Source organism: Roseovarius sp. JB2-10 (genome assembly GCF_055693585.1).
In genome coordinates this window covers 1,178,162-1,196,605 of record NZ_CM146337.1, presented here as the reverse complement: position 1 = coordinate 1,196,605, position 18,444 = coordinate 1,178,162, and the positions used below count along the sequence as shown (strand labels likewise).

Sequence of the window (18,444 nt, the reverse complement as noted above, 5' to 3'; positions counted from 1 at the left end):
CACTCAACCCCAAAGAGGATAGAACCGCAATGCCCGATGACGCCTTGATCCATGATGCTACCCGGGCAATGCCGCGCCTCATCGAAATCATGCGCCGCCTGCGCGATCCGAACACGGGCTGCCCCTGGGATATCGAACAGGATTTCAACACCATCGCGCCGTATACGATCGAAGAGGCGTATGAGGTCGCTGACGCCATCGAGCGCTCAGCATGGGACGAATTGAGAGGTGAATTGGGTGATCTGCTGTTGCAAGTCGTGTTTCACGCCCAGATCGCGAGCGACAAGGACCTGTTTGCGTTTGATGATGTCGCGAACGCCATCGCGGACAAAATGGTGGCGCGCCACCCGCATGTGTTCGGCGACGAATCGCGTGACAAATCCGCAGAACAGCAAACGCGGGATTGGGAGACGGTCAAGGCAGCGGAACGCGCGGCCAAAGCGCAGACGGGTACATTAGATGGTGTGGCGACGGGATTACCGGCACTTTTGCGCGCGGTGAAATTGCAAAAACGGGCAGCGCGGGTTGGATTTGACTGGCCAGATGCATCGCATGTTCTGGACAAGATCACCGAAGAGGCCGCCGAACTGCAGGAAGCGGCCGAGACACTGACCCAGGACAAGGTTGAAGAAGAGTTTGGCGATCTTCTGTTTGTCATGGCCAATCTTGCACGGCATATGAAACTGGACCCGGAAAGCGCGCTACGGGCCGCAAATGCCAAATTCACGAGACGTTTTGAACGGGTTGAAGCGATGCTGGCCGAACGCGGCAAGACGCCTGAGGCATCCGATCTGGCCGAAATGGATGCGCTTTGGGACGCCGTAAAAGCAGAAGAGCGTTCTCGGGAAACTTGACCCCACCTGCCGCAGCCCTCTCGATGCCTCCACAACTTTGACATGTTAACCAAGGTTAATTTAGTGTTAACGTAGACGATGTGTTCGAGTGCGACTTGGGGGTGCAACATCATGAAACTGAACGTGCTGATTGTGTTGATCGGGTTGATCACCCCACTGACGGCTACCGCCGCGACCCTCACAAAAACCGGTGCAACCAACGTCAACGTGGCGGGTCAACTGTATGATGTTGCGTTCGTCGCCGGGTCATGCGCCGAGGTCTTTGACGGCTGCACGCGTACATCCGACGGTGTCTTGGATGAACTCACTGCAGGCTCTGCCAACTTTGCGTTGTTGAACCTGATCAATGCGCATTCCGACATCGATGCAGATCCGCGCGTTGCCGGATGTGAGGCATCTTTCCTCCTCGACGTCTGTTCGATCTACACGCCCTACGCCGCATCCTTCAAAAGTGATGTTGTCAGCTACATCTCGCTGGAAAACTGGAATGCACTGGAAGACGATATCGACGGATATAGCGGCCTCTGTTGCCTCCGACCCAGTTTCGACACGTCAGCTGTGACCGGCGTTACATTTGCGCTTTGGACCAAGGTTCCGGACGATACGGAAATCGGTGGCGCGGTTCCGGTCCCGGCCTCCGGGTTGCTTATCCTTACCGCGCTTTCCAGCATCATCTTGGGTCGGCGCCACAGACACTAACCGCACCAGATACGTGTGATGACATCCGATTTGTCCAGGTCGACATTCAGGCGTTCGACCCGATGGTCCAGCGTCATGACCGAACCCGGCGGCAGGATGCGCAGGGGCTTTCCTTCTGCTTCGAAATCATGGGACCCAACGGGTTGACCAACCAGATGTTGCAATGCAGCAGCGCCGCAAGCGCCCTCATCAGGCATCGTTTGCTCCGGTTCCTTTGCGGGAACACAAGCTGAGAGCATAGCAAGGCAAACAATTGTGTAAAAACGCATCCGTCTCACTTCTTTGATTTTGCGTCAAACTTGGCAGATTCCGCGTCAATCACGCAAGCTCATCGATCTGCAGCATTGAAAAAGGACATTCTGTCCCTCAAAGTCGCGAAAAAGAAAGAGAGGACAGACATTATGCGTACGACTGCCGCCGTTGCCCTGGAAGCGGGCAAACCAATGGAAATCATGGAAGTGAACCTGGATGGCCCAAAGGCGGGCGAGGTTTTGGTTGAGATCAAGGCCACAGGCCTTTGCCACACTGATGATTTTACGCTGTCAGGTGCAGATCCTGAAGGCGCGTTTCCAGCCATTCTGGGCCATGAAGGCGCCGGTGTCGTGGTTGAGGTTGGTCCGGGTGTTACCTCACTGGAGGTCGGCGACCATGTGATCCCGCTCTACACGCCGGAATGTCGGGAATGCGAATACTGCCTGAATCCAAAAACCAACCTCTGCCAGTCAATCCGTGAGACCCAGGGTCAGGGCGTGATGCCAGACGGCACAAGCCGTTTTTCGATGCTCGATGGCACGCCCATTCTGCACTACATGGGGTGCTCAACATTCTCGAACCACACGGTTCTGCCTGAAATCGCGCTGGCCAAGGTGCGCAAGGACGCACCGTTCGACAAAATCTGCTACATCGGCTGCGGCGTGACCACGGGCATCGGCGCGGTGATCAACACCGCCAAGGTCGAGATCGGCAGCCGGGCCATTGTCTTTGGTCTGGGCGGCATTGGCCTCAATGTGATCCAGGGACTGCGAATGGCGGGCGCCGATCAGATCGTGGGCGTTGATCTGAACGCTGGCAAAGTCGACATGGCCACAAAGTTTGGCATGACCGATTTTGTGAACCCCAACGATGTCAAAGGCGATCTGGTGGGTCATCTGGTTGAACTGACCGGAGGTGGCGCGGATTACACCTTTGATGCCACGGGCAATGTGGGCGTCATGCGCACTGCATTGGAAGCGTCGCACAAGGGTTGGGGGGAAAGCATCATCATCGGTGTGGCTCCGGCAGGCGCTGAAATCTCAACCCGTCCATTCCAGTTGGTCACCGGTCGCAGCTGGCGGGGCACCGCCTTTGGTGGCGCTTCGGGCCGGACGGATGTGCCCAAGATTGTTGACTGGTATATGGAGGGCAAGATCGAAATCGATCCGATGATCACGCATATCCTGAAGCTTGAAGAGATCAATAAAGGCTTTGAAATGATGCATGCGGGTGAGAGTATCCGCAGCGTCGTTGTCTATTGATTTTCAAATCTTCTGAGAGCCCGGGGACAGCTTCGGGCTCTCAGCCATTTGGCTTTTGACATTTCGTCGTCGCAGAATTTTCACGGTAGAGTGTCACTACTGCATACCCAAAAACGTCGTTCAATACTTGTAGTACTTACCGCGATGGCTCTTCTTGTGACCAAATTTGTAGTGTTTTTTGACGTGTTTGCGGTGATGAAACCCATGGTGTTTCGAGTGACCATAGTGGCCTTTGAACTTCTTGTGGTGATGGGATTTATGTTTCGATTTCGCAACCTTCGCGCTAAGGATTTTCAGCGCGATGTAGTTTGAATAGTGGCTTTGGTTGTGACTGTTGGCCTGTGCTGGAACAGCAGACAATCCGGCGATACCGATGGAGAGCGCTGTGACAAACGCAATGAATTTTTTGTGGTCCATATCAGTCGTCCTTTTCTGTCATCACCCCGCAACTGGGGCTCGTTAAGTTCGAACTGAAATGGGGGCCTGAATTCCGGCTTGAAGGGTTTGTGCCGCGTTTGTGTTTCACGGCACACGTCGCCTCACCGCTCTGTGCGACGCCGTAACAAAACGCACCGATGTGGCTTTGCTATGCCCGATGTAAGCATAGGCGCACAGACCCCTGTGCAGCAAAGCTGGTTGCATCGCATCATTGCAGGCTTAAGTTTGGCTGAACCTCTTACGAAAGGATCAAACGATGGCCAACGACACCTACACACCCCCTGAAGTCTGGACCTGGGACGCCGAAAACGGTGGCGAATGGGCATCGACCAACCGCCCCATCGCCGGTGCAACCCATGACAAGGAATTGCCCATCGGCAAGCATCCGTTACAACTTTATTCGCTGGCCACACCCAATGGTGTGAAAGTTACGGTGATGCTTGAGGAATTGCTCGCAGCCGGTCATGACGCCGAATATGATGCGTGGCTTATCCGCATTGGTGACGGCGATCAGTTCGGTTCGGACTTTGTTGATATCAACCCGAATTCAAAAATCCCGGCCTTGATGGATCACAGCGGGGATAAGCCCGTGCGGGTGTTTGAGAGCGGGTCAATCCTTGTCCATCTTGCCGAAAAATATGGGGCATTCCTGCCTGAGTCCGGACCAGAGCGAACTGAAGTGATGAACTGGCTCTTCTGGCAGATGGGAAGCGCGCCGTATCTGGGCGGTGGTTTCGGCCATTTCTACGCCTACGCGCCCGAGAAATTCCAATACCCGATTGATCGTTTCACGATGGAGGTGAAACGCCAGATGGATGTCCTGGATCGCCAACTGGCGGACAATCCCTATGTGGCTGGGAATGAGTACACCATCGCGGATATCGCGATCTGGCCGTGGTACGGCAACTTGGTTCTGGGCCGCCAGTACAACGCCGGTACATTCCTCGATGTGAAAAGCTATAAGAACCTGCTGGCATGGGCAGAGAAAATTCTTGAACGCCCCGCGGTACAGTGCGGTCGTATGGTTAACCGTATGATGGGTGAGCCGCACGAGCAGCTGCATGAGCGCCATGATGCGAGCGACTTTGACACCCAAACCCAAGATAAGATCGGCGAACCGGCCTAGGCTCCGCCGATCATCTGACCTGCGACAATGGCGGCCAAACCGGCGGCCATTGTCAGAACGACATAGTTGCTGAGGATGGCAAAGACCAAAGCCACGAGTGCTGCACCCCATGTCACAAGCGGCTCTCCCGCAAGTGAAGCGGCCACAAGGCCCACGACCAGACATCCGGGAAGATCATCCAAAAAGGGTTTCAACTTCGGGTTGGCGGCCATTGCGTGCCCTCCCAACAGCCCCAAAAGACGCACACCATAAGACGCAATCGCCAACAGCCCGATCAAGATCCATTGGGCTGACGTCATGGCGCGCGTGTTCCAAAGTTGCGGCTGGCTTGGGCCACCAACACACCCGCAAGTGCACCCAGCACAATAGCGTAGGCCGCACCCATCCCGTACTGAACCAGCCCGAATGTCACCGCAAAAGTCACGCCCCACGGCAACAGGGATGAATATCCGCGCCACATCGCTCGAGCCATGGCAATAAAGGCGGCTGTAAATGCGAAACCCAGCCCATAGCTTTCAAGGTCGGGGATCGCACCGCCAATCAACGCGCCCATACTGGTCGAGAGAACCCAAACAGAAATCATCGTCAGGCCGGAGCCGATCAGAAACGGAGCACCGATGCTAGGATCCTGGGCGCGTCGCGCCATGGTCAGCGCCCAGTTTTCGTCTCCGGTGATATGGATGACCAGCAGCCTTACGCGCATCGGCACGTCGCGCAAAACATCGCTGAGCGATGCGATGATCCCGAGATAGCGCAAGTTCAACGCAGCACCCGCCAGAACGGCACCAATGATGAAGCCATGACTGCCAAACTGTTCGACGGCTACGATCTGGCTGGACCCGGCATGAACCGCGCCACTCATAAGTGCCACGCCCCACCATGGGAATCCGATTTGAGCAGCAAGGACGCCAAAAGCAAACCCGTAAAGAGCCGCACCTGCTGCCAACGGCAGAATGGAGAGAAAGCCTTGTTTCACGCGCGGGCCTGTCAATTGAAACAGCGATTAAATTCTGCGCCGATTTCGAAGAAATGGATTGGGCGCGCGCCGAACGCGCACCCGATCTGATTAGTTTATCAACCCGGCGTGACGCATCCCGTCTTCAACGAGTGCTTTTGTTGCGTCCGTCAGACCGATCAGCGGCGAACGCACTTCGTCACTGCAGAGACCCAATTTGGACATGGCGTATTTGGCCCCCACCAGGCCAGGCTCGGTAAAGATGGCCTGATGCAACGGCATCAACCGGTCCTGCAATTCAAGCGCCGTGGCAAAATCACCCGCCAGCGTGGCCGATTGCATTTGCGACACCAGCTTGGGGGCTACGTTGCCCGTGACGGAGATACAACCCACGCCGCCCTGCGCGTTGAAACCGTGTGCCGTGGCATCTTCACCCGACAACTGTGCGAAATCCGTACCGCAGGTGATGCGCTGTTGGCAGACCCGCGCCAGATCGCCAGTGGCGTCCTTGACCCCCACAATCCGCGGCAGTTTGGCCAATTCGCCCATTGTGTCAGGCGTCATATCCACGACGGACCGCCCCGGGATGTTGTAGATCACAATCGGCAGGTCACAGCATTCATGCAGGGCCTTGTAATGGGCGATCAACCCGGCCTGCGTTGGTTTGTTGTAATAGGGGGTCACAACCAAAGCGCCGTTCGCCCCAACCCGGTGAGCATGCTGCATGAAACGGATCGATTCGAGCGTGTTGTTGCTGCCCGCACCCGCAATCACAGGGATTCGCCCCGCCGCAGCGGTCACAACGGTTTCGACAACGGTTTCATGCTCTTCATGGCTCAGCGTGGGGCTTTCACCCGTGGTGCCAACCGGCGCCAAACCATGCGACCCTTCCGAAATATGCCATTCTACAAGGTGTTTGAGCGTATCAATGTCCAGTTCGCCGTTCTTGAACGGCGTCACCAGTGCAGGAAAAGATCCCTTAAACATGCCACGCTCCTTCCACATTTGTGTTTTAACCCTAATGGGCGGTTCATAAACGCGCGCTACATTAGCGAGATGCTGCCCCAGTGCCAAGTTTGTGCATAGACGGGTTTGTTGCGCGTGCTTAGGTTGGCGCTGTCTATCCTTCGCTGAGCGAGGAAATGCAAGAGATGTCGCGTTTGGTGACACATATTCTAGCTTTGGTGTGCTTGTCCCTGCCGGGATGGGCCGGCGACGCCGTGCCCAAGGCCCCACGTCCTCTTGAGAGCGCGTTTCACGCCATGCAGGCGGAACGATGGGATGTGGCGGCAACGCTTGCGGCGCGCGACGGGCCAGCTGCGGCAGATCTGATTGAATGGTATCGCCTGCGATCCGGACGCGGCAACGCAGGCGACGTGATGGCATTTTTGGATCGCAATGCAGATTGGCCCGGGCTGGAACTCCTGCGCCGTCGCAACGAAGTGCGTATGATTGTCGCTGACGATGATGACATTCTGACATTTTACGAACATCACGCGCCACAAACTGGGATCGGCGCTTTGACCTATGCCAGCGCCCTGATCGCAGCGGAACAAGACGCGGCGGCCCATGAGATGTTGATCAAAGCGTGGCGCACGATGGACCTGACCAGCGATGAGCATGACGCCTTTATTGCCGCCTATTCAGACGTTCTGAAACCGCATCACGAGGCGCGGATGCACATGGCGCTTTGGCGCGGATTAAAGGACGTCAAGGACATGAAACCGCTTGTCTCTGCCGATCTGCGCAAGCGGGTTGAGACGCGCCATACCATCGAAAATGGCCGCAAAGCACTGGACAAATGGATCACCGAGCTCCCCGCGAAACTGCGCCGTGATGCCCATGTGGCCTACGCGGAATTCAATCACCTGATGAGCAAGCGCAAAACCGACGCTGCCATCAAGCTGATGCTGCGTCAAAGCCGCCTCGAAAATGGATTGGGGGATGCCCACAAATGGTCCAATAACCGCCGGTCTCTGGCCCGGGCACAAATGCGCGATGGTAACCACCAATTGGCCTATGATCTGGCATCGAGCCATGGGCTTGCGGAGGGGTCGCGGTATGCGGACCTGGAGTGGCTGTCTGGCTATCTTGCCCTGCGGTTTTTGGACGAGCCCGAACTTGCGTTGGATCACTTCCAGCGCCTGCGTGCTGCGGTCAAAACACCCATCTCCCTTGGGCGCGCCGGCTATTGGATAGGACGCGCGCAGGACGCACTGGGAGACACTGAGGCGGCGCAGCTTGCGTATGCCGAGGGTGCAGAGCATTCGACCAGTTTCTATGGTATTCTAGCCGCCGAAGCCGCAAATGTGCCGCTTGATCCGATGCTGGATGGCCGCGAACATTTTGAGCCGTGGCGCGAGGCCGAATTCGTAAATTCCACGGTCTTTCAGGCGGGCGTTTTGGCCATTGCAACCGGGCGGATCAGTCTGGCTGAAGTGTTCTTTGTCCATATGGGCAAAACCCTTGAGCGCGAGGACCTTGGGCGGTTGGCCCGTGCGTTGCACGACATGGATCAACCGCATTTGCAGGTCATGATGGGCAAAGCCGCCGCCAAAAGGGCCATTGTTCTGCCCGCCGCATATTACGCCGTGCATCCCATGGCGAAAGAGGAGCTGCCCGTTCCAACCGAGTTGGCTTTGACAATTGCGCGACGGGAGAGCGAGTTCGATCTGGGCGTTGTCAGCGGAGCGGGTGCTCAAGGTTTGATGCAACTGATGCCCGGCACGGCCAAGGAAGTTGCCGGCGATTTGGGCCTTGCACACAGCCGCACGCGCGTTCTGTCGGACTGGCAATATAACGTGCAACTGGGTTCCACATATCTGGCGCAGCTGGCGGACTGGTTGGACGGAAATCTGGTATTGATGTCAGTTGGATACAATGCAGGACCAGGCCGGGCGCGACAATGGATTGAACGTTTTGGTGACCCGCGTACCGAAAATTTGGACATTATCGACTGGATCGAGCATATCCCGTTTCGCGAGACCCGGAATTATGTGATGCGCGTCACTGAAAGCATGCCAGTATATCGTGCCAGGCTGGGCAAAGAACCGTTGCCGATCCCCTTCACTGAAGAGTTGAAAGGGAAAACGGTACAGCCTGAGCGGCGCACAATTGTCAGCGACTGACTAAGTGTTAGCTGCTCAGTTTGTGTTGGCGCCATAAGGTAAAAAGACCCGCCGTGACAATCAAGGCAACGCCCAGTGCCACGTTCAATTTGACCGTCTCGCCAAACACCAAAATGCCGATGATGCTTGCAAACCCCAATTGCAGATAGGCAAAGGGTTGAACCGCGCTGGCTTCGGCGACCTCGTAGCATTTTATCAACGTAAAATGGCCCAGCACGCCGGTTACGCAAAGCGCAATCATCCACTGCCAATCATAGGCCGTCATTGGTTCCCAAAACCAAATGCCAACCGCTGTCATGGCGACGGACGCAACCGTTCCTGTCCAAAAAAGCTGGTCTGAGCATCATCCTGGCGCGCCACGTATCGGGTCATCAACCCATATAGTGCGAACATCAGCGCCGCCGTCAGCGGAACAATAGCCTCGGGTTTAAATACACCAAACCCGGGTTCGAGAATGATGATCACGCCGATGAAACCCACGGCGATGGCCGCCCAACGTCGCCACCCCACGTGTTCACCCAGCACCGGCCCAGAAAGCGCTGCGACCAAAAGCGGGTAACAGGCAAAGACGGCATGGCTTTCCACCAATCCAAGCAGTGTAAAGCCCAACACCATGACACAAATTTCTGCGACCAGAAGAAGAGATCGAAAACTTTGCACCAATGGCTGTTTCGTTGCTGCCGCCGCACGGATGCCGCCCGCCTTGCGCGAGGCAATGGTGATGACAAACGCGGCAAAAAACCAATAGCGGATCATGACCACCATCAACACATTGTATTCACCCGCAAGGTACCGCGAGATGCCATCCTGAACCGCGAACACAAAGGTGGTTGCCACCATAAGCAGAATGCCCAATTTGGCGTTGTTCTGAGTCATGTGGATTTGAGCCAGGCAGTCGTCATGTGACGCTTGCGGCCAAATCCCGGCCGCCGCGCTACCTCAAATCCCGCGGTCTCTAATCCGCGGCGCACGAACCCTGCAGCGGTATAGGTGGCAACTGTGCCCGCTTCATTCGTGTGCTCGCCGATGGCCTCCATCAACTCAGGCTGCCACAATTCCGGATTTTTTGCCGGCGAAAACCCATCCAGATACCAGGCATCAGCTTTGCCCGACCAGGCCGGTAACGTCATGCGGGCATCGCCTTCAATCACATGCAGGGCAGCGCCCCCTTCAAATTCAATTCTGCGAGCTCCCGCCGCCCATGCCTTGATCAAAACAGCTGCCAGATCAGCGATTTCCGGGAATACCTCGAGCGCTTTTTGCATATCAGCGGCTTCCATCGGGTAGGCTTCAAAACTCGTGAAATTCAGCCGCCCAATGCATCCGTTTGCACGCCAGCTCTGTAGCGTTGTCAGGAAATTCAACCCAGTGCCAAACCCAAGTTCTGCAATGTGAATTCCATCCTCGAACCGCTGCGATAGATTGTTGCCGTCCAAAAAGACATGACGCGTTTCCGCCAGTCCGTTTTCAAGGCTGAAATACGGATCATCAAACAGGGTCGACACCGGCACATCACCGGTGCGCCATTCAATCTTGGCCCGCTGGCCCTGCATCGCGGCTTCCTTTAGGAAAGAGATCAGAACGTGCCGACCATGCAGAGGAGTACCGGGATTGGCAATGGCCGATGTCACAGTTTTGGGTGCGGGTATTTTTGGCCTCTCGATCGCTTGGGCATGCCAAAATCGTGGCGCCTTGGTGCGAGTGATTGATCCGGGCGGACCGGGCGCCGGAGCATCGGGCGGGATTGTCGGCGCATTGGCCCCACATGTGCCCGAGAATTGGAACGCAAAGAAAGCCTTTCAGCTCGATAGCCTGCTGATGGCCGAAGAATTCTGGCGCCATGTGGAAGAGGTGTCAGGAGTGTCCGCTGGATACGCCCGCCTAGGGCGATTGCAACCCATCATAGACCCGCACGCTTTGACTCTTGCCAAGGCGCGTTCCGAGACAGCAAAGGAGCTTTGGCAGGGCCGCGCGACGTGGCAGGTCGTTAATGCCGAAGATTACGTATGGTCGCCGCTTACGCAAACGGGCGCGCTTATCCACGACACACTTAGTGCGCGCATCCACCCGCAAATGGCCTGTACTTCGCTGGCCCAAGCGATCCAATCAAGAGGCGGTGAGATCGCGCCGGACGGCCCTCAACAGGGTCGAATTGTCCATGCTACCGGCGCCGCGGGGTTTGGGGCATTGAACGCAGCACACACGCGATCTGTGGGAAGCGGCGTCAAAGGTCAGGCAGCGCTTCTGGCTTGGGACGCCAGTGAGCTTCCTCAACTTTTTGCGGATACCATTCATATCGTGCCGCATGAAGACGGGACCGTTGCCATCGGCTCAACAAGCGAAAATACGTACGAGGATGCGACATCAACAGATGAAAGACTTGATGATGTCATCTCACGCGCACGTCGCGCTGTTCCTTCGCTGCGCGATGCGCCGGTTATCAGCCGTTGGGCCGGTGTCCGGCCGCGATCCAGATCCCGTGCGCCGATGTTGGGACCACACCCTTTGAAGGCCGGAGAATTTATCGCCAATGGCGGTTTCAAGATCGGGTTTGGTATGGCACCGAAGGTCGGGCAGGTAATGGCGGATCTGATCCTGGAGGGATGTGATCAGATACCCAAAGACTTCCACCCAGACGCATCTTATTAGGCGGTTAGTAAATGAGCCTGTCCAAAATAGTTATTCCGACGATGTTGATTGCGGCGCTCGCTGTCTTTGGCTGGATCAATATGCGCGACAAGCGTGGTCAGGCGATCACTTTGGTCTTCAACACGGATCCGGCCGTACGTATTCCAGAAGGTCAAACACGGGAGTGGCGGGCCTTGTCGGGCGATCGTTTGATGCTGGATGGGCTGATTGTCCGGCTGGACGGCGTCACGTGTCCTGCCGTTGATACGACAGAAGGTCGCGACGCCAGAACGTTGCTGGAAAAGCTCCTCAACAGTGGGACAATATCCTGCAAAATCACGCCGAACGCCACCGAAAGTATCGGGGATTGCGTGGGTGAAGCTTTTGAATTCACAGAAGAAATGAAAAACTCCGGGCTTTGCAATTAGCGCTTTGTCTAATTGTTTGTGATCAAGCCGCGGACGCTTGCATACATTGCCGACCATCGTCGCCACGCACCCATGCCTGACCGTCACGCCAGCAAAACGCGCCCTCCTCCCCGTCCATCAAAGGCGCTGTCGCCCGAAAACGGAACGTTTTCAGTTCTCCCAATTGCTGCTCTGCCATCAAGATCAGGCATTGCGCCAAAAGCGGCCCGTGCACAACCAAACCTGCGTAGCCTTCAACATTGCGGGCATAATTGCGATCGTAGTGAATGCGATGCCCGTTAAAGGTTAGAGCAGAGTAGCGAAAAAGATGCGTCGCATTGAACGTTCTGCGTTCGCAAATCGTCTCATTTTGTGGTGCGACAGGCGGTGCGGTCTTGGGGGCCTGCTGATCCGGGTCACTTCGATAGACCAGATCTTGCCAATCCGTCACACATAGCTGCCCTTCCTGATAGATCTCATGGCGAAGAGTAACAAACCCCAGCGGGCCACTGCGCCCGGTTTTCAAGGCTGTGTTTTCGCACACTGACACTCGTTTCGCCGATATGCCTGCACGCAATGGTGCATGAAATTCTATTCGCCCACCGGCCCACATCCGTCGGGGCAATCCAAGATCCGGGATGATCCCGCCAAGTTTCGGGTGGCCGTCCCGACCCAAATCCTCTGGGGGTTTTGGATCCCAGAAATAGAGTTGATGAAAAAACGGGGGGAGAATGCTGCCGTGTTCGAGGGAAACGGGTTGTCCCAACATGGCCTGCATCGCCCGCGCGCGCGCCGGATCAATGACGTCATTCATGGTTTGCGTCGCAGGTGCCATGCGGGCAAACTAGTATCGGCCTTATCGAGGAACAATCCTGAAATGCCCCCGGTTCTGAACGCCATTGATCATCTGGTTCTGACGGTTTCCGACCTTGAAACCACAATTGCCTTTTACCGCAACGGGTTGGGGATGAACGCCGAAATGTTTGCGCCTGAAGGAGATGCACCACGGTGGGCGCTTAAATTCGGCTCTCAGAAGATCAACCTGCATGTGGCGGGGTCAGAGTTTGATCCAAAAGCGCGGCATCCGACACGGGGATCGGCCGATCTGTGTTTTCTAAGTACAACGCCACTTGCAGATTGGATGACGCATTTGTCGGAACAGGAAATTTCGGTTGAGCTCGGCCCGATACACAGAACGGGTGCGACGGGGCCCATAAGCTCAATTTACCTGCGTGACCCAGACGGGAACCTTATAGAAATTGCCAATTCAACCATCTGAAATCAGGTTACTTCGGCACGTAATCCCTGCATCCGGGCGACCACAACATCTCGGTAGAGGTCATTGATCAATCTGCCATCTTGGTCGAAAGCCTTCATCGCAGCAGCCACCAGAACCGCCTGTCCTGGTATCAAACGTGCCTGGAGTTGTGTCAGACAGCTGAGCGTCATGAATTGCGCGGTTTCACCCCCGGTGCGGCCCGCCGCGGCGGAAAGGACAACAGTTGGTTTTCCTTTGAAAACAGCGCCTTCTACCCGGCTGACCCAATCCAATGCATTCTTCAAAACACCGGAAATTCCCTTGTTGTACTCCGGCGATGCAATCACCACAGCGTCTGCCGTGCGGATATGTTCGGCCAGTTTTACGACCGCGTCTGGTATGCCATGTTCGGCCTCTTGATCACCATCGTAGAGCGGCAAGTTCAGATCCGCCTCAACCACCTCGGCCTCGCCAAAGGCTGTTACCGCCTCCTGAAGAAGCATCCTGTTATACGACCCTTTTCGCAAAGAACCCGAAATTGTCACGAGTTTTGGAGTGGCCATGGCCCATCCCCTTTCACTGTCAAATTGCGTTGGCGATAATCTGGGCCGGTTAGCACCGCCTGACAACCTGCACATGCGCACATATCCCCCCAAATGAGCGAACAAAGTGCAAAAATTCGTAGTGAAAAGAAATAACCCCGGACGCTAAAAGCATCCGGGGTGAAAGGTGGCCTAGTCAGGCTTTGAGGAAAAAATTACCAGTCCGTCGGCCCTTTCTCAGCGAAGGCGTGGACTAGAAAATCGATAAACGCGCGAACCTTGGGCTGGGTAAAACGGCCCGGAGGGTAAACTGCGTAGATGCCTTGGGTTTCGATTGGCAGATCGGGGATAATATCCTCGACCAGGCCATCTTCCATGGCTTTGGCGTAAAGGAAGCTGGGCAAATAGGCGATACCCAACCCCGAAATGGCCGCATTCAATAGGGACTGCCCGTCATTGACAGATAGTCCACCGGCCGTGCGCACCTGGCGCTTTTCTCCCGACGGTGCGGTCAGTTTCCAGACAGAACCATTGGCCTGGCTGGAGTAGTGCAGAAGCTTGTGATCATTCAAGTCATCGATTTTCATCGGTCGGCCATGTTTCTGGATATAGGCCGGGCTGGCGATCATACGCTTGGTTGTCTCGGTCAGTTTACGGGCCCGCAGAGTGCTGTCTTCCAGCTCCCCAATGCGGATTGCCATGTCAAACCCTTCGGAAATCAGTTCAACATAGCGGTTGTTCAACACCATATTGACCGTAATATCCGGAAATTCATCAAGAAATTCGCCCAAAACCGGGCTGAGGTGATTAACGCCAAAATCCGTCGCAACCGAAATACGCAGCAGGCCAGATGGGTCTGATTGCATCGAACTGACCAGCGCATCCGCTTCGCCCGCGTCATTTAGGACGCGAAGCGCCCGGTCATAATAGGCCAGGCCGATTTCTGTTGGGCTTACGCGACGGGTTGTGCGGTTCAGAAGACGCGCCCCAAGACGCGCCTCTAGCGAGGACACATGTTTGGATACGGCGGATTTGGAAATCCCCATCTTCCGGGCGGCATCAGTGAAGCCTCCCTGATCCACTACCGTGGCAAAGGCCTCCATTTCCGTCAGGCGATCCATACTCGATACCTCGTTCTAAAAATCTCCAGATGTTATCGCGGGCAAATCGGGCACAACTGGGGCGTATGCCCGACAATATCTGGGTTTTGTCGCGGATCGATCATGGCACCGAAACAATGAAACAATGGTTTCTATGCTTACGCAGAAGCGTCTTTTAGTGCTGCGCGGAACAAATCAGCTGCATTTTCAAGGCTCTTGTCGCCCTTTGGTCCAATAAGGAGCACGCCGAAGCCGTTATCTGTCCAATTGTATGTATCTAGGCCTCGTAGTTCCGATGCAGCAATCTGCGCGCTGGCATCGTCACCAGTTTGCAAAATGCACAGCGCTACCGGCCCACCGTCAGCCGACAGATACGTCAATTGCGCCAGGGGGCGGCCACGAAAGCCAAGCTGCTGCGATCTTTTGAACGACAATCCCGGCACCTCAGGCAGTGCCGTTAGATCAATACCAAGCGTTTCAGACAGCCTTTGAAGGTCAGCCTGGCGCGCGTCAGGCGTCTGATCGACCTGTGCCAGTGTTTCGGCCACATAAAGCGACTGGTAGTTGGCCACTGCGGCCCGCCAGCCCGGCTCCTTGGGCTGCCACAGGGTCCAGGCCACGCCGATGGCAGCAATCGCCCCAACGGCAACGCCCGCCAATCCGGCGCGCCACGGTAAGTTCGCAGCACGGGGCGGGGCTGGTGCGGGCAATACCGGCATCTTTGGCGCCGCCGTCAAAGCCGATTGCATTGCCATCACAAAAGCTTCCTGCCCAGCGCGCAATTCATCAAGCCGTGTTTTCAGAGCTGCATCGGTTTCGGATGCACGTGTGATTGATTGCGACAGGTCTTCAGCCGCCTCACCATCAAGGTAGGCGCTCAGGTCTTCATCCGAAAAAACGACTTTATCCGTCATTCGTTCGTTCCTGTTGCTGCGGCCAGTTTCCGGGCCAATGTCACACGCGCTGCTGAAACGCGACTCATAACCGTACCAATAGGGATTTCCAAAATCTCTGCGGCTTCGGCGTATTTGCAGCCTTCGACGAAGACAAGCAAGGCCGTCACGCGCTGCGCTTCTGGCAACCTATTCACTTCGGATAACACCTGACGCGCGAAAATATTCGTTTCAACCGGTGCCGATTGATCAGAAATCTCAATTTCATCCGCTGGCACAAAGCCCGCGGACCCGCGGATCGACTCTTTGCGCACTTCGTTCAGCCATAGGCGACGCGCCATGACGAACAGCCAGCGATCAAGATGCGTACCCGGCTCAAATAGCTCTGCTTTTTCGATCGCACGGGCGCATGTCATTTGTGCAAGATCATCTGCCGCATCGCGACGCGCGGTCAGCGACAGGCAAAACCGCCAAACCCGGGGAAAGCACTCCGGCAGGCCATCCCGAACAGCCGCTTCCGATTCTTTTTCGAATTGCGCCGAATAACTCTGACCCCGTCCGTGTTTCCCTTGTATCGCCGCACGCAAAGCGCCGGTTTTGCAAAACATAGGAGACGCCAGTGAAAAAAGCCAACACGACGACTGCCTTCCTCACGGCAAATTCATCTTGCTTACACGCCGGCGTGATCGTCCGACAGGAGGGACGGCGGTTCAGACCTTAATCTGTTTGGTTTGGTAACGAGTGCCAGGGTGACCATGCACGCCCTGGATTTTACAATGTCGCGGCAAGCCGGGTGCCTTGGTTTATGGCTCTTTTTGCATCCAGCTCTGCCGCGACATCTGCACCGCCAATGACATGGCAATCAATCCCGCGCGCCTCCAGAGCATCAGCCAAAGACCGTTCCGGCAGCTGACCGGCACAAAGAACAACGGTATCGACTTCCAACACTGTGGGGTTTTCGCGCGCCTCTCCATGGCTGATATGGATGCCATTGGCATCAATCCGCTCATAATTCACGCCGCCCATCATTTTGACATTTTTCATCCGCAGCGCCGCCCGATGGATCCAACCGGTGGTCTTTCCCAACCGTTTGCCCGGCGCTTCGGCCTTGCGCTGTAACAGTGTTATCTGCCGTGCTGGTGCCTCAGGCTGTGGCCCGTCCGGTGCCAGACCACCGCGTGTGTCACTCGGATCACCAATGCCCCATTCCGCGCGCCAAATGTCGAGGTTTTCGGTGGGGCTTTCGCCTTGATGCACCAAATATTCCGCCACATCAAAACCGATGCCACCTGCGCCGATCACGGCCACCCGGTCGCCCACCGGTGCCTTGCCGCGCAGCACATCTATATAAGAGAGTACATTTGCGCCCTCTTGCCCTTCGATGCCAGGATCGCGCGGCGTGACCCCTGTGGCAATCACAACGTGGTCAAATCCGGCCAGATCATCGGCGGTGGCGTCATGCCCCAACTCGAGGGTGACACCCAATTCATCGACCATGGTTCGGAACCAATCGACAAGGCCGTGAAATTCCTCCTTGCCGGGGATAACGCGGGCCATGTTCAACTGTCCGCCGATATCATCGGCGCGGTCAAACAACGTCACCTTGTGACCACGTTCTGCGGCGGTCATCGCGACCGAAAGACCCGCCGGACCGGCACCAACGATCCCGACCGTCTTGGGATCATCCGTTGGTGCGATTACCAATTCGGTTTCAAAACATGCGCGGGGATTCACAAGGCATGAACTGATCTTGCCACTGAACGTGTGGTCCAGACAGGCCTGATTGCAGGCAATGCAGGGCGCAATCTGTTCGGCTTTGCCGTCCATGGCTTTGCGAACAAAATCTGCGTCCGCCAAGAACGGTCTGGCCATGCTGACCATGTCCGCCGCTCCGTCCGCCAACACTTCTTCGCCAACCTGCGGCGTGTTGATACGGTTAGATGTGATAACGGGAATGCCAACTTTACCCATCAGCTTCTTGGTGACCCAGGTAAAGGCCGCGCGTGGCACTGACGTTGCGATTGTCGGAATACGCGCTTCGTGCCAGCCAATCCCGGTATTGATGATCGTGGCGCCAGCGCGTTCAACCTCTTGTGCCAGCTGGATCACCTCTTCAAAGGTGGATCCATCCGGGACCAGATCGATCATGCTCAGACGGTAAATGATGATAAAGTCCGGCCCAACGGCCTCACGGGTGCGCCGCACAATTTCAATAGGCAGGCGCATGCGGTTCTCGTAGGAACCGCCCCAACGGTCGTCGCGCTTGTTCGTATGGCGCACGAGAAACTGATTGATGAAGTACCCTTCGCTCCCCATGATCTCGACGCCGTCGTAACCGGCAGAGCGCGCATTGGTGGCGGACGTCACGATATCTGCGATCTGCTTTTCAATACCCTCTTCGTCCAGTTCCTTGGGCGGAAAGGGAGAAATTGGGGATTTGATCGCCGAAGCGCTGACGCATTCAGGCCCATAGGCGTATCGGCCCGCATGCAGGATTTGCATGGCAATCCGGCCGCCTGCGTCATGCACGCGGTCCGTGACGATTTTGTGGTTCGAAATGTCTTCGTCGGTGAATAGCCCCGCCGCACCCGGGAAAACGCCACCTTCGCGGTTTGGCGCCATACCACCGGTGACCATCAACCCCACACCCCCGCGCGCACGAGCGGCATAAAATTCGGCGACGCGGTTCCAATCCTTGGTTTCTTCCAGACCGGTATGCATCGAGCCCATCAGCACACGATTGGGCAAGGTCACATGACCCAAATCAAGCGGGGCGAGCAGATGAGGATAAGCGGTCATGGCATGTCTCCGAACAAGGCTGGATCAAAAATGGCGGTTGAGCGCATGAATGTCACCCCGAAACGCTGCGTAATGAATGGCAAATGGTCCGGGCTGTTGAAAC

At 56.2% G+C, this 18,444-nt stretch carries 20 protein-coding genes and 1 pseudogene; 8 read left to right on the top strand and 13 right to left on the bottom strand.

Annotated features, from left to right (window positions below; translation table 11 throughout):
* Window positions 1-29: 29 nt before the first annotated feature.
* Together mazG and ACZ1HJ_RS05920 are read left to right on the top strand one after the other, a co-directional pair.
* Window positions 30-854, top strand: coding sequence for a nucleoside triphosphate pyrophosphohydrolase (mazG, locus tag ACZ1HJ_RS05925; protein WP_472721392.1), 825 nt, complete (start codon window positions 30-32; stop codon window positions 852-854).
* A gap of 111 nt (window positions 855-965) precedes the next feature.
* Entirely contained in the window at window positions 966-1,553 is a 588-nt protein-coding gene (locus tag ACZ1HJ_RS05920; protein WP_472721391.1) for a hypothetical protein, read from the top strand.
* Here ACZ1HJ_RS05920 and ACZ1HJ_RS05915 read toward each other — a convergent pair.
* Window positions 1,550-1,750 carry an I78 family peptidase inhibitor gene (locus tag ACZ1HJ_RS05915; protein WP_472721390.1) on the bottom strand — a complete coding sequence of 67 codons (201 nt, stop codon included), beginning with the start codon at window positions 1,748-1,750 and terminating at the stop codon, window positions 1,550-1,552. The two genes, ACZ1HJ_RS05920 and ACZ1HJ_RS05915, sit on opposite strands and share 4 nt — an antisense overlap.
* Before the next feature lie 204 nt (window positions 1,751-1,954).
* Here ACZ1HJ_RS05915 and ACZ1HJ_RS05910 point away from each other — a divergent pair, with 204 nt between their 5' ends.
* Window positions 1,955-3,067, top strand: coding sequence for an S-(hydroxymethyl)glutathione dehydrogenase/class III alcohol dehydrogenase (locus tag ACZ1HJ_RS05910; RefSeq protein ID WP_472721389.1), 1,113 nt, complete (start codon window positions 1,955-1,957; stop codon window positions 3,065-3,067).
* Window positions 3,068-3,187: 120 nt separating this feature from the next.
* Here ACZ1HJ_RS05910 and ACZ1HJ_RS05905 read toward each other — a convergent pair whose 3' ends face one another.
* Window positions 3,188-3,484 carry a hypothetical protein gene (locus ACZ1HJ_RS05905; protein WP_472721388.1) on the bottom strand — a complete coding sequence of 99 codons (297 nt, stop codon included), beginning with the start codon at window positions 3,482-3,484 and terminating at the stop codon, window positions 3,188-3,190.
* Between the two features lie 277 nt (window positions 3,485-3,761).
* On the opposite strand from ACZ1HJ_RS05905, the gene yghU reads away from it, so the two are divergent.
* Window positions 3,762-4,631, top strand: a complete 870-nt coding sequence (gene yghU / locus ACZ1HJ_RS05900; RefSeq protein WP_472721387.1) for a glutathione-dependent disulfide-bond oxidoreductase — start codon at window positions 3,762-3,764, stop codon at window positions 4,629-4,631.
* Here the strand turns inward: yghU and ACZ1HJ_RS05895 are convergent.
* The 3 genes from ACZ1HJ_RS05895 to dapA form a co-directional block, all read right to left on the bottom strand.
* A complete protein-coding gene (locus tag ACZ1HJ_RS05895) occupies window positions 4,628-4,930 on the bottom strand; it encodes an AzlD domain-containing protein (protein ID WP_472721386.1) in 303 nt (100 codons plus the stop codon). The two genes, yghU and ACZ1HJ_RS05895, sit on opposite strands and share 4 nt — an antisense overlap.
* The gene (locus ACZ1HJ_RS05890) at window positions 4,927-5,607 is read right to left on the bottom strand and encodes an AzlC family ABC transporter permease (protein WP_472721385.1); all 681 of its coding nucleotides are present in this window, start codon (window positions 5,605-5,607) and stop codon (window positions 4,927-4,929) included. The genes ACZ1HJ_RS05895 and ACZ1HJ_RS05890 overlap by 4 nt, the downstream gene beginning before the upstream one ends.
* 90 nt (window positions 5,608-5,697) lie before the next feature.
* Window positions 5,698-6,573 carry a 4-hydroxy-tetrahydrodipicolinate synthase gene (gene dapA, locus ACZ1HJ_RS05885; RefSeq protein ID WP_472721384.1) on the bottom strand — a complete coding sequence of 292 codons (876 nt, stop codon included), beginning with the start codon at window positions 6,571-6,573 and terminating at the stop codon, window positions 5,698-5,700.
* Between the two features lie 164 nt (window positions 6,574-6,737).
* Here dapA and ACZ1HJ_RS05880 point away from each other — a divergent pair, with 164 nt between their 5' ends.
* Window positions 6,738-8,714 (top strand): lytic transglycosylase domain-containing protein, encoded by a 1,977-nt coding sequence (locus tag ACZ1HJ_RS05880; RefSeq protein WP_472721383.1) that lies wholly within the window; start codon window positions 6,738-6,740, stop codon window positions 8,712-8,714.
* Window positions 8,715-8,721: 7 nt separating this feature from the next.
* Here ACZ1HJ_RS05880 and ACZ1HJ_RS05875 read toward each other — a convergent pair.
* Window positions 8,722-9,590: pseudogene (locus ACZ1HJ_RS05875) on the bottom strand (DMT family transporter).
* Window positions 9,587-10,267 (bottom strand): tRNA (5-methylaminomethyl-2-thiouridine)(34)-methyltransferase MnmC2, encoded by a 681-nt coding sequence (gene mnmC2 / locus ACZ1HJ_RS05870; RefSeq protein WP_472721382.1) that lies wholly within the window; start codon window positions 10,265-10,267, stop codon window positions 9,587-9,589. The pseudogene ACZ1HJ_RS05875 and the gene mnmC2 overlap by 4 nt, the downstream one beginning before the upstream one ends.
* 64 nt (window positions 10,268-10,331) lie before the next feature.
* On the opposite strand from mnmC2, the gene ACZ1HJ_RS05865 reads away from it, so the two are divergent.
* A complete protein-coding gene (locus tag ACZ1HJ_RS05865) occupies window positions 10,332-11,363 on the top strand; it encodes an NAD(P)/FAD-dependent oxidoreductase (RefSeq protein ID WP_472721381.1) in 1,032 nt (343 codons plus the stop codon).
* Between the two features lie 11 nt (window positions 11,364-11,374).
* The gene (locus ACZ1HJ_RS05860) at window positions 11,375-11,770 is read left to right on the top strand and encodes a hypothetical protein (RefSeq protein ID WP_472721380.1); all 396 of its coding nucleotides are present in this window, start codon (window positions 11,375-11,377) and stop codon (window positions 11,768-11,770) included.
* Between the two features lie 22 nt (window positions 11,771-11,792).
* Here ACZ1HJ_RS05860 and ACZ1HJ_RS05855 read toward each other — a convergent pair whose 3' ends face one another.
* Window positions 11,793-12,563 carry an HTD2 family dehydratase gene (locus tag ACZ1HJ_RS05855; protein ID WP_472721379.1) on the bottom strand — a complete coding sequence of 257 codons (771 nt, stop codon included), beginning with the start codon at window positions 12,561-12,563 and terminating at the stop codon, window positions 11,793-11,795.
* 63 nt (window positions 12,564-12,626) lie between these two features.
* On the opposite strand from ACZ1HJ_RS05855, the gene ACZ1HJ_RS05850 reads away from it, so the two are divergent.
* Window positions 12,627-13,028 (top strand): VOC family protein, encoded by a 402-nt coding sequence (locus ACZ1HJ_RS05850; protein WP_472721378.1) that lies wholly within the window; start codon window positions 12,627-12,629, stop codon window positions 13,026-13,028.
* Window positions 13,029-13,030: 2 nt separating this feature from the next.
* On the opposite strand, the gene ACZ1HJ_RS05845 is transcribed toward ACZ1HJ_RS05850, so the two are convergent.
* The 5 genes from ACZ1HJ_RS05845 to ACZ1HJ_RS05825 form a co-directional block, all read right to left on the bottom strand.
* Window positions 13,031-13,570, bottom strand: a complete 540-nt coding sequence (locus ACZ1HJ_RS05845; protein WP_472721377.1) for an NADPH-dependent FMN reductase — start codon at window positions 13,568-13,570, stop codon at window positions 13,031-13,033.
* Window positions 13,571-13,764: 194 nt separating this feature from the next.
* Window positions 13,765-14,670, bottom strand: a complete 906-nt coding sequence (locus tag ACZ1HJ_RS05840; RefSeq protein WP_472721376.1) for a LysR family transcriptional regulator — start codon at window positions 14,668-14,670, stop codon at window positions 13,765-13,767.
* A 137-nt stretch (window positions 14,671-14,807) separates the two neighbouring features.
* Entirely contained in the window at window positions 14,808-15,563 is a 756-nt protein-coding gene (locus ACZ1HJ_RS05835) for an anti-sigma factor (protein WP_472721375.1), read from the bottom strand.
* Window positions 15,560-16,150, bottom strand: a complete 591-nt coding sequence (locus ACZ1HJ_RS05830) for an RNA polymerase sigma factor (protein ID WP_472721374.1) — start codon at window positions 16,148-16,150, stop codon at window positions 15,560-15,562. Before ACZ1HJ_RS05830 ends, ACZ1HJ_RS05835 begins: the two co-directional genes overlap by 4 nt.
* A 163-nt stretch (window positions 16,151-16,313) precedes the next feature.
* Complete coding sequence (locus tag ACZ1HJ_RS05825; protein WP_472721373.1) at window positions 16,314-18,341, bottom strand: 2,4-dienoyl-CoA reductase FMN-binding domain-containing protein; 2,028 nt, start codon at window positions 18,339-18,341, stop codon at window positions 16,314-16,316.
* Window positions 18,342-18,444: the final 103 nt, after the last annotated feature.

Coding starts and splice junctions, on each gene's coding strand:
- mazG (WP_472721392.1), top strand. CDS start 30: ATGCCCGATGACGCCTTGATCCATGATGCTACCCGGGCAATGCCGCGC.
- ACZ1HJ_RS05920 (WP_472721391.1), top strand. CDS start 966: ATGAAACTGAACGTGCTGATTGTGTTGATCGGGTTGATCACCCCACTG.
- ACZ1HJ_RS05915 (WP_472721390.1), bottom strand. CDS start 1,750: ATGCCTGATGAGGGCGCTTGCGGCGCTGCTGCATTGCAACATCTGGTT.
- ACZ1HJ_RS05910 (WP_472721389.1), top strand. CDS start 1,955: ATGCGTACGACTGCCGCCGTTGCCCTGGAAGCGGGCAAACCAATGGAA.
- ACZ1HJ_RS05905 (WP_472721388.1), bottom strand. CDS start 3,484: ATGGACCACAAAAAATTCATTGCGTTTGTCACAGCGCTCTCCATCGGT.
- yghU (WP_472721387.1), top strand. CDS start 3,762: ATGGCCAACGACACCTACACACCCCCTGAAGTCTGGACCTGGGACGCC.
- ACZ1HJ_RS05895 (WP_472721386.1), bottom strand. CDS start 4,930: ATGACGTCAGCCCAATGGATCTTGATCGGGCTGTTGGCGATTGCGTCT.
- dapA (WP_472721384.1), bottom strand. CDS start 6,573: ATGTTTAAGGGATCTTTTCCTGCACTGGTGACGCCGTTCAAGAACGGC.
- ACZ1HJ_RS05880 (WP_472721383.1), top strand. CDS start 6,738: ATGTCGCGTTTGGTGACACATATTCTAGCTTTGGTGTGCTTGTCCCTG.
- mnmC2 (WP_472721382.1), bottom strand. CDS start 10,267: ATGCAGGGCCAGCGGGCCAAGATTGAATGGCGCACCGGTGATGTGCCG.
- ACZ1HJ_RS05865 (WP_472721381.1), top strand. CDS start 10,332: ATGGCCGATGTCACAGTTTTGGGTGCGGGTATTTTTGGCCTCTCGATC.
- ACZ1HJ_RS05860 (WP_472721380.1), top strand. CDS start 11,375: ATGAGCCTGTCCAAAATAGTTATTCCGACGATGTTGATTGCGGCGCTC.
- ACZ1HJ_RS05855 (WP_472721379.1), bottom strand. CDS start 12,563: ATGAATGACGTCATTGATCCGGCGCGCGCGCGGGCGATGCAGGCCATG.
- ACZ1HJ_RS05850 (WP_472721378.1), top strand. CDS start 12,627: ATGCCCCCGGTTCTGAACGCCATTGATCATCTGGTTCTGACGGTTTCC.
- ACZ1HJ_RS05845 (WP_472721377.1), bottom strand. CDS start 13,570: ATGGCCACTCCAAAACTCGTGACAATTTCGGGTTCTTTGCGAAAAGGG.
- ACZ1HJ_RS05840 (WP_472721376.1), bottom strand. CDS start 14,670: ATGGATCGCCTGACGGAAATGGAGGCCTTTGCCACGGTAGTGGATCAG.
- ACZ1HJ_RS05835 (WP_472721375.1), bottom strand. CDS start 15,563: ATGACGGATAAAGTCGTTTTTTCGGATGAAGACCTGAGCGCCTACCTT.
- ACZ1HJ_RS05830 (WP_472721374.1), bottom strand. CDS start 16,150: ATGTTTTGCAAAACCGGCGCTTTGCGTGCGGCGATACAAGGGAAACAC.
- ACZ1HJ_RS05825 (WP_472721373.1), bottom strand. CDS start 18,341: ATGACCGCTTATCCTCATCTGCTCGCCCCGCTTGATTTGGGTCATGTG.